The sequence below is a fragment of the Rhizorhapis sp. genome, assembly GCF_035276005.1.
Lineage (GTDB): Bacteria > Pseudomonadota > Alphaproteobacteria > Sphingomonadales > Sphingomonadaceae > Rhizorhapis.
The window spans coordinates 21,026-32,332 of record NZ_DATEMB010000029.1 but is presented as its reverse complement, the minus strand read 5'-3'; the positions used below and the strand labels follow the sequence as shown (position 1 = coordinate 32,332).

Here is an 11,307-nt window from a genome sequence, read left to right as displayed (position 1 = left end):
CAATTATGTGCTCGTGAATGCCAGCCTCGGCTGGGTCGCTCCCGACGAACGTTATTCGGTCAGCGTCTGGGGCAAGAATCTGACGGACGAGGCCGTGCTTTTGAGCAATGACGGCGCCGTTCACGGCACCGCGGTGTCTTATCAGCCGCCCCGGACCTATGGCGTTACGCTTGGAGTGAAGTTCTGAAGCGCTTACGTGCGCATCCGGCAGCATAGGTAGGGGGAGCGCCTGCTCTCATCCGTGAAAAAGGTGGCTTTCCCTGCGAGGGCGTAGCAAGCTAACGTCCCCCGGGGGAGCCGCCTCCCTTGCCGCACTTTGCCCTACTTCAAAAAAGGACGCACAATGAGTCAGACAGAAGCCCTTCCGTTCCGGCTCGACGGCAGAGTAGCCATCGTCACAGGTGCAGGGCGCGGGATCGGGCGCGCGATTGCGCAGGTTTTTGCAAAGGCAGGCGCGCAAGTGATTGTCGCCACGCGCACCGCCGGGCCGGGGGAAGAGACCGTCCGCATGATCACCGAAGCGGGCGGCAAGGCAAAATTGATCGCGGTGGACCTCGCCAATCGCGACATGGCGCTTTCGCTGGTCGATGAGGTCGCCAAAAGCTTTGGCCGGATCGATATCGTGGTCCACAATGCCGGTGTGTTTCCGATCGTTTCCATCGAGGAAATTTCCGACGAAGACCTTGAGCAAACCCTGAATGTGAACCTGAAGGCGGCGTTCTGGCTGGCGAAGGCCGCCTTACCGTTGTTGCGGGCGGCGCCCTCTCCGCGCCTGCTGTTCACCTCGTCGGTCACCGGGCCGCGCGTGGCGATGGCTGGGCTGGTCCATTATGGTGCGTCGAAGGCGGGCCTCAATGGCTTCATCCGCGGCGCCGCGATAGAGTTTGCGCGCGACCGCATCACCGTGAATGGTGTGGAGCCGGGCCTCATCCGGACGGAGGCGATGGATGTGCTCGCCGATGCCGGGCAACAACAGGAGATGGCGGCCGCGATTCCGCTCAAGCGGCTCGGCACGCCGGAAGAGATCGCCTACGCCATGCTCTACCTGGCGTCGGATCAAGCCGCCTTCGTCACTGGACAGACCCTGGTGGTCGATGGCGGCTCCCTTGTCGTCGAGAACGCGGCCGCCGAGGATTAAGGCATAGTCCGGCCCAACCGGCGCATTGAGAGGGGCCAGTCCTCGCTCGGCTATGATGGAGCGCGACACTGGTGTAAAGAAGGCCATAGATACGCCCATAATTGCGAAGCCCGAAATATCGGGTCGCGGTCGGCATTTGCAGGCTTGCGTTTTCGGTGGATGACATCGACGATACCTATGAAAGGCTTCAGGCGATCGGTGTTGAATTTATGACATCTCTTCAGCGCTTGAAGACCCCCCTGATGGCGATGACTTGGCGATGGTGTGTTGCAAGGATCCTGATGGGATATATCTTGAGATCATCAGCGGACTGAAAGTCGATAGCTCCCCCTCACGCGGCTAGTAATTCTCGGCTAGCGGGGATTTCGGCATCATGGGCTCGCCCGAACCAGGATGCCTCCCCACCCCACGGATCTTTGCCTTGGGGAATAGCTCAAGCGAAACCAGCGGCCGAGCGTATGTCCGCTCGGCGCCGGGCCGCAGCGCCATGTCCCTCCCAGTACATCAGCTTGGCGCCATTGACCGCCCACCCGTCCATCGCCTGCGGCCGCGCCAGCTTGGTTTCGTATGATCAAGGAATTGGCCGCATCGACCTATTTCCCGCGTTTCCGCAAGCAACATGCCGCTTTCCCGTTCGAACTAGGCGACGCCATTCTCGTCCAGCCAAGCTATCATGACTGGAAAGCGCTACTGGACCTAATTTTCCCAGGCTCTTGCACATTTTCGAAAATCCACTTATGATTCGAACAATCGGAGGATTTGTGACGACTTTAGCGGATAATGTGGAACTCGCTTTGCGGGCTGATCTGGTGAACGGGATTCACCCGCCCGGCGGCCGTCTCCAGATGGAAAAGCTGGCGGAGCGCTATGGCGCCGGAATGTCGCCGGTCCGCGAAGCGCTGTCCCGTCTCTATGCCGAGGGGCTTGTTAGCCTCGAAAGCAACAAGGGATTTCGCGTTCCCGCGCTCAGCCGGGAGGACTTGGCCGACATCGCCTTTGCCCGGGCGGCGATAGAGACGGCGGCGCTGCGCCGCGCGATGGAGCGAGGGGATATTGCGTGGGAATCCTCGCTCGTATCAGCGCTGCATGTGTATCGTCAGACCAGCCGCAATCTCGACACATCCGATCCGGCGCGCCTTCAGGCTTGGCAGGCGGCGCATGACGGGCTGCATCGCGCACTCATTTCGGGCAGCGGATCGCCCCGCATCGAGAAGATGCAGGAACGCCTGCTGGTGCAGCATTCGCGCTATCGCCAGTTGCTGTACCGCATTCCGATAGATTTCGATGTCCACGAACGCGAGCATGTTGACCTTGTCGAAACGGTGCTGGCCCGGGACATAGATGCTGCCGTCAGCATGATGGCCAGCCATATCAGCATTACACTCGACGTTCTCGATCAATGGGGGATCTGGAAGGAAGCGGGCTGAACGGCCCACCAACGGCGGACCGATACAGGTTCGCCACAACATAGGGGAAATAGAGATGCTTGGAAAGATTCGCTTGGCCACGTCAGTGGCCGGGGTAGCCTTGCTGTGCGCTGGCGCGGGGGGGGTACAAGCCCAGACTTCGGCGGAAAACCCGCCTGCCGCGCCAGCCGAAGCGCCGCCGCCAGCGGCGGACGTCGGCGACATCATCGTCACCGCCCAGTTCCGGTCGCAGCGGCTTCAGGACGTACCGATCTCCGTATCCGCGGTCAGCGGCGAGGCATTGCAGGACGCCCATGTCCGTTCGCTCGAGGATCTGAGCGCTGCCGTTCCCGGCTTCTCGGTCGCGGCGAACTCCAACTATGGCGCTGCGCCGCTCAGCCTCAGGGGCGTGGGCGGTGCGAATGGCGGCGGCAATGTGTTCGCCGACGAGCCGGTTGCGGTCTATTTCGACGGCGCCGTGGTCAGCCGCCCGCGCTATGCCTCGCTCGACCTGGTCGATGTCGAGAGCGTCGAGGTGCTGCGGGGACCCCAAGGCACGCTTTATGGCCGCAACTCATCCGCGGGCGCGGTGCTGCTGAAGTCGGGAGCGCCCACCAAGGATCTTTACGGCTATATCGAGGGCAGCGCCGGAAGCTATCGCGATTTCCGCGTTCGGGGGGCGATCTCCGGTCCGCTGGACGGCGAAGGACGTGTGCTCGCGCGGCTCGCAGTGGGTTATTCCAACTATAATGGCTGGGCCCGCAATTTCGACGGGTCGCATATTGGCGGCAGCCGCGATGTGCTCGTGCGCGGCACGCTTCAGGCGGAACCGACGGATCATCTTACGCTGAAGCTCATCGGCGAATATTCGGATCAGAATTCTCACCCGGCCCTGCTCGCCGTTTCCGACGTGAGCAACCTCCGCGACGAGGTGACCAACCCGGCCGGAAGCAATGTGGTATTGCCCTATACCGTGCGGCCCAATTTGAAGGAGTTGCTGAAGGACCGGCGCTTTGCGCTCAATGTCGAGACCTTTACCCGCACGAAAGGCCGCTCGGCTACCTTGCAGGCCGACCAGGTGTTCGACTGGGCGACGCTGACGTCCATCACCAATTACCGCGACTGGCGCATACGAGGGCAACTCGACTCCGACGGCACCGCCGTCAATCCGCCAACGCCCGCCTTCGTGACGGGAGAGATCAGCAATGTTGGGGACAATGGCGGCAAGCAGTTCGAATGGCAGTGGTCGCATGAAATGCGGCTCGCCGGATCGAGCGGCCCGATCGATTGGGTCGCCGGGGGCATTTATTTCGAGGAGCATCTGGGTTTCGGCCCCTTCACCATCTTCAACCGGCTTGCCGGGCCCGGCGGAGCAGGGACGGCCGCGACGTTCAAGGCGGACCAGACGACCGAAGCCTTCGCCTTTTTCGGCAATGCCACCTATAAGTTCACGGATAGTCTGTCGCTGACCCTGGGCGGCCGTTACAGCGAGGAACGCAAGCATTTCACGCGTTCCTTCCTGGTAGCGACCATATTACCGTTCGATCCGCCGGGCCCGGTGGCCTTTCCTGCCGGGTCGACGCTGGCCGCGCCGGCGGACGTCGATGCGCGGGAGAAGTTCACGGATTTTTCGCCGCGCGTTGTGCTGACGTTCCAGCCCAGCCGGGACTTCATGGCCTATGCAAGCTATAGCCAAGGGTTCAAGAGCGGCGGCTTCAATGCCTTTGGCGGCTCCACGGCCTTCCTGCCGGAGGGGATCGACGCCTATGAGGTGGGCTTTAAGGCGCAGGCGCTGGATCGCAAGCTGACGCTCAACGCAGCCGCCTTCTCCTATGATTATTCCAATCTTCAGGTACGCACGCCGGTGCCATCGGGCGGCGTCGGCATCGAAACGGCTGACAAGGCGCGCGTTAAGGGCATCGAGTTCGAAACCACCATTCGACCGGCCGACGGCCTTCAGCTAAGCGGCAATCTCACCTATCTGGACGCGCAGTTCACGGCGGGCGCTCTGAGCGCCGTCCTGGCGGATTCCTTCGTGGCGGGATCGAACCCGGCGGTCGGACTTGAAGGCATTGACGGCAACCGGCTGACGCGCGCGCCCAAATGGCAGGGCGGGGCGAATATCAGCTACGAAACGGCGGTGAGCGCGGCAAACACTGTCCGGGCATCGCTGGGCATTCGCTTCCAAAGCTCGGTCTTCTTCCTTGAGACGCGCCAGGATGCCGACACCTACCGGGCGAAGGCATGGGCCGAACTGGATGGGCGTCTGTCATTGGCCAACAGCGCCGGATGGGAACTGGCGGTCTATGGCAAGAACCTGACCGGCAACCGGCACCTCTCCCAGGTATCGTCGCTGTTCGGGCTACCCGTCGCAGCGATAAACGAACCGCGCCGCTTCGGCATCCAAGCGCGCTATTCCTTCTGATCACTCCAAATTGGGCGGCCTTATGCGATTAGTGACTTTCGAGCGTGGTGGTGCTGTGCGGCTCGGCGCGATCCTGGACGGCGGGGATATTCTCGACCTCGCCGCCGCCGCCGACCTGGCGGGGGAGGCCGAACCGGCATTTGCCTCCATGCTGTCGTTGATCGATGATGGCGAACGGGCGCTCGATCGCTCTCGTGCTCTGGCGGCTTCTCCTCCGGGAGAAGCCGTTCTGGGCTTGGCGGAAGTCAGGCTGCTCGCGCCGCTTCCCCGGCCGAGGCAAATCCGCGACTTCTCCGCCTTCGAGCAGCATATGCTGCAGTCGGGGAAAGTCGTGTTCGCCCTGAACGCAGTCCGCGCGGGCAAGGCGCCCCCGAAAGGGCCGGTCATCCTTCCTCAAGTCTGGTACGATCAGCCCATTTACTACAAGGCGAACCGTTTTGCGGTCGGCAATCCGGGCGACGATGTCTTCTGGCCTGCTTATTCGCAAGTGGCCGATTATGAGCTGGAAATGGCTGCCGTCATTGGCCGGGCGGGCCGGGATATTCCCGCTTCCGAGGCGAAAAGCCACATTTTCGGTTACACCATATACAATGATTTTTCAGCGCGGGATGCGCAGGGGCATGAGATGACGGGGCCATTCGGCCCGGCCAAGGGCAAGGACTTCGATGGGAGCATCATCCTTGGCCCCTGCATCGTCACGGCCGACGAGATGCCCGACCCCTATCAGGCCCGGATGACTGCAAAGATCAATGGCGAGCTCTGGTCCGACGGATCGATGAGCACGATCCACTGGCGCTTCGAGGACATGATCGCGCATGTCAGCGCCAGCGAGACAATCTACCCCGGGGAGGTTTTCGGAGCGGGAACCGTGGGAGGCGGCTGCGGCTTGGAGCAGGAGCGGTTTCTGTCCGATGGCGACGTGGTCGAGCTTGCGATAGAGGGGATCGGCACCATCAGCAATCGGGTCAGGGGAAATCAGTTGCGCGGGGGGAAGCCGGGCTAGAGCTAAGTTGATCCGTTAAAGTGATTTCGAGCCAGATGGAATCATCTGGCGGCTCGGAAATCACCGAGAACAAGGGAATATTACACTCGTTGCGGTTCAATCAGAACCGAAACGAGTCCAGTCCCGAGCGAAGCCGAGGGACGCTGGCTGGTGCGAACGTGTCTCGACTTCGCTCGACACGAACGGAAATAAGCCACCGTGAAGAGGACAATATGAGACGAATTGTTGATCTGTCGATTCCCATCAGCGCCCAGGTGGTGAGCGATCCAGAAATCATGCGGCCGCGCATTACCTATATCGATCACAAGACTGGCGGGGTGCAGTTGGCTGCGGCCTTTCCCGGCCTTCGCCCCGAGGATCTGCCCGATGAAGAGGGATGGGCGGTTGAGGATGTCTCCCTCACCACGCACAGCGGTACGCATATCGACGCGCCATGGCACTATCACTCGACTACGGACGGGGGCCAGCGTTCGCCCACCATCGACGAAGCGCCGCTCGATCTGTTCCTGCGGCCCGGCGTCAAGCTGGACTTCCGCCACTTGTCCGATGGCCATGTCGTATCGGCGGCGGAAGTCGAAGCGGAGCTGGCGCGTATCGGACACAGCCTTGCGCCGTTCGATATCGTTCTCGTCAATACCTCGGCCGGGCTCGCCTTCGGCCAGCCCCATTATATGGACAGCGGTTGCGGGATGGGACGGGAAGCGACGCTTTATCTTACCGAACGCGGCGTCAAGGTGGTGGGAACCGACGCCTGGTCCTGGGATGCGCCATTCTCGCACACCGCTCGCCGCTTTGCGAACGACGGCGATCCTTCGATCATCTGGGAAGGGCATAAGGCGGGCCGCGAACGCAGCTATTATCAGATGGAAAAGCTGCATGGGCTTGAGGCGCTTCCGTCGCATGGTTTCGCCGTCGCCTGCTTTCCGGTGAAGATCGAGCGGGCCTCGGCGGGCTGGACGCGCGCCGTCGCCATCATCGACGAGCCGGACGCGCAATGACGGCGCGGCGTGAGTTCGCAAGCGGCGGTGTCATGCTCGCGGCAAGCTTTGTGGGTCTCTCGGTCGGAATCTCCTCTCTCTTCTTCTACACAATGGGCATCTTCATCCGCCCGCTTCAGGCGGAGTTCGGATGGAGCCGCGCCACATTGTCCTTGGCGGTCCTGATTTCCGGGGTGGTCCTGGCGGGGGCTTCGCCCATCATAGGCCGGCTTGTCGATCGCGCAGGGGTTCGCCGGGTCGTGTCGGTTTCCATGCCGGCATTTGCGCTGGCAACATTTGGCATGTCCTTTCTTCCTGGTAATCTGACCGTCTATCTCTGCGCCTTCACTCTGGTGTGTCTGGCGGGTGCCGGGACGTCGCCCGTAGTTTTTACCCGACTGGTCGCCGCGCACTTCAAGGCACATCGCGGCCTCGCGCTTGGCCTGCTGTTGTCGGGAACCGGAGTGGCGGCGACGCTTGCCCCCGCTTTCTTCACCCCCTTCATCGCCGAACATGGCTGGCGGGAAGGCTATCGGCTGCTGGCTGCGATCTCGATAACCGCCCTGCCCATCGTCCTGATGGGCCTTGGCGGCGAAGGAAAGGCGGCGAGGGCGTATTCTGCGCATGCAGGGACGAGGATCGCCAAAAGCGGATTATTCGTCTTCCTGCGCGACTGGCGGTTTCGGCTTATGTTCCTGTCCTTCTTCGGCCTGGCGCTCGCCATAGGCGGATTGATCGTGCATTTCGTTCCCATGCTGCTGGATGGCGGCATGAGCGCGGCGACGGCGGGCCGGACTGCCGGGCTGATCGGCATTGCCGTGATTTTCGGGCGCATCGGCGCGGGCGCGCTGATCGATCGCATCCATGCCCCGTTCGTGGCGGCCGCAATGCTCGCCGCGGCGGCGCTCGGCTGCGCGCTGCTGGCGGCAAGCGGTGGCACGCAGCTTGCCGGGGTCGCGGCGGTGCTCGTCGGGCTGGCGATGGGCGCGGAAGTTGACTTGATCGGCTTCCTGGTGGCGCGGTATCTAGGGTTGAGCGCCTATGGCTCGGCCTATGGCATACTTTACGGCGCCTTCGTCGCCGGTGCCGCGATTGGCCCCTTCCTCGTCGGTTTGTCGTTCGATGTCACTGGAAGCTACCAGATAGCGCTGATCTGCGCCGCATTACTGCTTTCGGGCGCTGCGATCCTGCTGTCGCGCCTCGGACCCTATCCTCTTGAGGTGGCGTGAATGAGCATAGATCGGGTTTCTGTTGTTGGTTGCGGTCTTGTCGGTATCGGCTGGGCAGCGACATTCCTGGCGCGGGGATTGCAGGTCACCTGCACCGATCCGGCGCCCGGAGCGGAGGGCCGTCTGCGCGAAGGCGTGGCAGCGGATCTTTGCCACCTCCAAATCCGTTCCGGCTTGTCTGCCAAAGCGATAGATGCGCTTCGCTTCGAACCCGATCTTGCCAAGGCTGTGCGCGATGCTGACTGGGTGCAGGAAAATGGACCGGAGACGGTCGACGCCAAGCGGGACTTGATCGCCGCCATCTCCCGCGGGGCCCCTGACAACGCCGTAATCGCCTCAAGCAGCTCCAGCATCACTGTCAGCGCGATGCAGACGGAGGCGAACAGGCCTGAGCGGGTGGCGCTGGGGCATCCATTCATCCCAGTGCCCCTGATGGCGCTGGTGGAAGTGGCCGGTGGCGACCTTACCGCGCCTGCCACCCTCGATAGGGCGATGGCCTTCTATCGCTCCCTCGGGAAAAGTCCGATCCGGCTGAAGCGCGAGGTGCCGGGCCATGTCGGCAACCGCTTGCAGGCGGCGCTCATGCGGGAAGCATTCCATTTGTTGCAGGAGGGGGTCGCCTCAGTCGAGGACATCGATCTCGCCGTGACGGAGGGGCCCGGTGCGCGCTGGGCAGTTTCCGGCCCGTTCATCAGCCATCATCTGGCCGGTGGTGCGGGGGGCGCGCGCCGGGCCTTCGAACATCTCGGCCCGGCATTGCAGGCGATGTGGGCAAATCTGGGCACTCCAAGCCTTACGGCAGAGCTTCAGCAGAAGGCGCTGGAGGGGATAGCGCAAAGCCTCGCCGCGCGCGGCGCGCTGGAACCCGCGGAGGAGCGGGTGCTTGTCCTGCACGCAATCCGCGAGGCGAAGAAGATATTCAGGGAGCGACGGGCAGAAAATGATTAAGAACAACAAGGCAATCATCACCTGTGCAGTAACAGGTTCGGTACATACGCCGTCCATGTCGGACCATCTGCCGATTACACCCGACCAAATCACCGAGCAGGCCGTGGCGGCCGCCGAGGCGGGGGCGGCGATTCTGCACCTCCATGCGCGCGATCCGCGCGACGGCACGCCGAGCGCCGACCCCGAAATCTTCATGCAGTTCCTGCCCCGGATCAAGCAGCAATGCGATGCGGTGGTGAACATCACGACCGGCGGCGCGGTCGGCATGTCGATGGATGAAAGGCTCGCTGCGGCGCGCCGGGCGGAACCCGAATTGACCTCCATGAACATGGGCACGATGAATTTCGGCGTGTTCCTGGGTGCGGAGAAGATCGGGCAATGGAAATATGATTGGGAAAAGCCCTTCCTCGAAGCCTCCCGCCGCACGCCGATGAGCAACAGCTTCGAGCAGATCGAGATGGCGGCGACGGAACTGGGCGAACGCTTTGGCACGCGGTTCGAGTTCGAATGCTATGATGTCGGCCATCTTTATACCCTTGCCCATTTCGCTGACCGGGGCGTGGTGAAGCCGCCCTTCCTGGTGCAATGCGTGCTGGGCGTGCTGGGGGGCCTCGGGCCGGAGCCTGAAAATCTCATTCACATGGTGGGTGTGGCCGACAGGCTTTTCGGACAGGATTGGTATCTTTCCGTCCTGGGCGCTGGCCGCCACCAAATGCCGCTCGCCGCCGTGAGCGCCGCGCTGGGCGGCAATGTGCGCGTCGGACTGGAGGACAGCCTGATGCTGGGCCGGGGCCGCCTTGCCAAGTCCAATGCGGAACAGGTACTGAAAGTCCGGACAATCCTGGAAGCGATGGGCCGCGAAATCGCGACGCCCGATGAGGCGCGGACCATGCTTCAACTCAAGGGAGGCGATAATGTCGCATTCTGAGGCGGTTTCCGACGGGACGGAGTTGCCGGTCTCGGCGCTTGAATTGCGTTCCACCGTCACATCGGACGGACGGCTGGTCTTGTCGCTGGAATCCGTGGCGATTTCTCCGCCGGAAGCGGATGAGGTGGTGGTGGCCGTCGAAGCCGCGCCGTTGAATCCCTCGGACCTCGGCCTTCTGCTGGGGCCGGCCGATCTTTCGACCATGGCGGTGGTGGGGCCGGCGGAACAGCCCCGCCTGACCTTTTCCGTTCCTGAAAGGACCATGGCATCCCTATCGGCGCGGATCGATCAGCCGATGAAGGTGGGCAATGAAGGCGCCGGGACAGTCGTTGCGGCCGGTACGGCGGCCCGTCACCTGCTGGGGCGTAAAGTCGGCATGTTCGGTGGCGCCATGTACACGCAGTTTCGCAAGCTGCCCGCTGCCGATTGCGTGATCCTTCCCGATGCAGCGAGCGCCGCCGATGGGGCCTCGATGTTCGTCAATCCGCTGACTTCGCTAGCCATGGTCGAGACGATGCGCATGGAGGGACATAGTGCCCTTGTCCATACGGCCGCCGCGTCCAATCTGGGCCAGATGCTGAACCGCCTTTGCCTTGCTGACGGCGTACCACTGGTCAACATAGTCCGCAGCGAGCACCAGGCCGAACTGCTGCGCTCGGCAGGAGCGCATCATGTCGTCGACAGCAGCGCCGCTGACTTTGCGCAAAAGCTGGAGGATGCGATCGCGTCGACCGGCGCGACCATCGCCTTCGATGCCGTGGGCGGCGGGCGGCTCGCCCATGCCATTCTTCACGCCATGGAGCGCTCGCTTAGCCGGGCCGCCGGGGCGTATAGCCGCTATGGATCGGCGACGCACAAGCAGGTCTATGTCTATGGCTCGCTCGATCCCGGCCCGACAGTGCTGGAGCGCACTTATGGCATGGCCTGGAGTGTTGGAGGTTTTTTGCTGACCCCCTTCCTCGAAAGGATCGGCCCGGCAGGCGCCGCACGGCTGCGCGACCGGGTCGTGGCCGGACTCAAGACGACCTTCGCGAGCCATTATACCGCCACCATTTCGCTTCGGGAAATGCTGGAGCCCCGGCACCTGACGGCCTTTGCGCGGCGCGCTACCGGAGAGAAGTATCTGGTCGATCCCAGCCGCGATTATGGCGCATTTCACTCAGGTTGAGCCGCTCATCCTGAGTGGCATAAGACTCATTCCGGTTCTGATCGAACCGGAGCGAGCCTAACTTCTTTTGTTTTTTGTGATTTCC

Annotated in this window: 11 protein-coding genes; all 11 read left to right on the top strand. The window is 62.6% G+C overall.

All coding sequences use genetic code 11. The annotated features are described in order from the left end of the window. Positions 1–187 (top strand): hypothetical protein (locus VJS46_RS07155; protein ID WP_324059016.1); only part of this gene is annotated, 187 nt, incomplete at its 5' end. A gap of 156 nt (positions 188–343) precedes the next feature. Next, positions 344–1,138: an SDR family oxidoreductase gene (locus tag VJS46_RS07150; RefSeq protein WP_324059014.1), complete on the top strand. Its 795-nt coding sequence runs from the start codon at positions 344–346 to the stop codon at positions 1,136–1,138. Between the two features lie 101 nt (positions 1,139–1,239). Next, the gene (locus VJS46_RS14240) at positions 1,240–1,452 is read left to right on the top strand and encodes a VOC family protein (RefSeq protein ID WP_414707976.1); all 213 of its coding nucleotides are present in this window, start codon (positions 1,240–1,242) and stop codon (positions 1,450–1,452) included. 423 nt (positions 1,453–1,875) lie between these two features. Beyond that, the gene (locus tag VJS46_RS07145) at positions 1,876–2,565 is read left to right on the top strand and encodes a GntR family transcriptional regulator (RefSeq protein ID WP_324059012.1); all 690 of its coding nucleotides are present in this window, start codon (positions 1,876–1,878) and stop codon (positions 2,563–2,565) included. Positions 2,566–2,620: 55 nt separating this feature from the next. Continuing rightward, positions 2,621–4,969, top strand: a complete 2,349-nt coding sequence (locus tag VJS46_RS07140) for a TonB-dependent receptor (RefSeq protein WP_324059010.1) — start codon at positions 2,621–2,623, stop codon at positions 4,967–4,969. A gap of 22 nt (positions 4,970–4,991) precedes the next feature. Further along, positions 4,992–5,972 (top strand): fumarylacetoacetate hydrolase family protein, encoded by a 981-nt coding sequence (locus VJS46_RS07135; RefSeq protein ID WP_324059008.1) that lies wholly within the window; start codon positions 4,992–4,994, stop codon positions 5,970–5,972. Positions 5,973–6,184: 212 nt separating this feature from the next. Then, positions 6,185–6,970 (top strand): cyclase family protein, encoded by a 786-nt coding sequence (locus tag VJS46_RS07130; protein ID WP_324059006.1) that lies wholly within the window; start codon positions 6,185–6,187, stop codon positions 6,968–6,970. Then, positions 6,967–8,178: an MFS transporter gene (locus tag VJS46_RS07125; protein ID WP_324059004.1), complete on the top strand. Its 1,212-nt coding sequence runs from the start codon at positions 6,967–6,969 to the stop codon at positions 8,176–8,178. The genes VJS46_RS07130 and VJS46_RS07125 overlap by 4 nt, the downstream gene beginning before the upstream one ends. Then, the gene (locus VJS46_RS07120; protein WP_324059002.1) at positions 8,179–9,126 is read left to right on the top strand and encodes a 3-hydroxyacyl-CoA dehydrogenase NAD-binding domain-containing protein; all 948 of its coding nucleotides are present in this window, start codon (positions 8,179–8,181) and stop codon (positions 9,124–9,126) included. Next, a complete protein-coding gene (locus VJS46_RS07115) occupies positions 9,119–10,054 on the top strand; it encodes a 3-keto-5-aminohexanoate cleavage protein (RefSeq protein ID WP_324059000.1) in 936 nt (311 codons plus the stop codon). The genes VJS46_RS07120 and VJS46_RS07115 overlap by 8 nt, the downstream gene beginning before the upstream one ends. Beyond that, complete coding sequence (locus VJS46_RS07110) at positions 10,041–11,222, top strand: zinc-binding dehydrogenase (RefSeq protein ID WP_324058998.1); 1,182 nt, start codon at positions 10,041–10,043, stop codon at positions 11,220–11,222. Before VJS46_RS07115 ends, VJS46_RS07110 begins: the two co-directional genes overlap by 14 nt. Positions 11,223–11,307: the final 85 nt, after the last annotated feature.

Excerpts from the sequence above, each read along its gene's own strand:
- VJS46_RS07150 (WP_324059014.1), top strand. The coding sequence starts at position 344 with ATGAGTCAGACAGAAGCCCTTCCGTTCCGGCTCGACGGCAGAGTAGCC.
- VJS46_RS07145 (WP_324059012.1), top strand. The coding sequence starts at position 1,876 with ATGATTCGAACAATCGGAGGATTTGTGACGACTTTAGCGGATAATGTG.
- VJS46_RS07140 (WP_324059010.1), top strand. The coding sequence starts at position 2,621 with ATGCTTGGAAAGATTCGCTTGGCCACGTCAGTGGCCGGGGTAGCCTTG.
- VJS46_RS07135 (WP_324059008.1), top strand. The coding sequence starts at position 4,992 with ATGCGATTAGTGACTTTCGAGCGTGGTGGTGCTGTGCGGCTCGGCGCG.
- VJS46_RS07130 (WP_324059006.1), top strand. The coding sequence starts at position 6,185 with ATGAGACGAATTGTTGATCTGTCGATTCCCATCAGCGCCCAGGTGGTG.
- VJS46_RS07125 (WP_324059004.1), top strand. The coding sequence starts at position 6,967 with ATGACGGCGCGGCGTGAGTTCGCAAGCGGCGGTGTCATGCTCGCGGCA.
- VJS46_RS07120 (WP_324059002.1), top strand. The coding sequence starts at position 8,179 with ATGAGCATAGATCGGGTTTCTGTTGTTGGTTGCGGTCTTGTCGGTATC.
- VJS46_RS07115 (WP_324059000.1), top strand. The coding sequence starts at position 9,119 with ATGATTAAGAACAACAAGGCAATCATCACCTGTGCAGTAACAGGTTCG.
- VJS46_RS07110 (WP_324058998.1), top strand. The coding sequence starts at position 10,041 with ATGTCGCATTCTGAGGCGGTTTCCGACGGGACGGAGTTGCCGGTCTCG.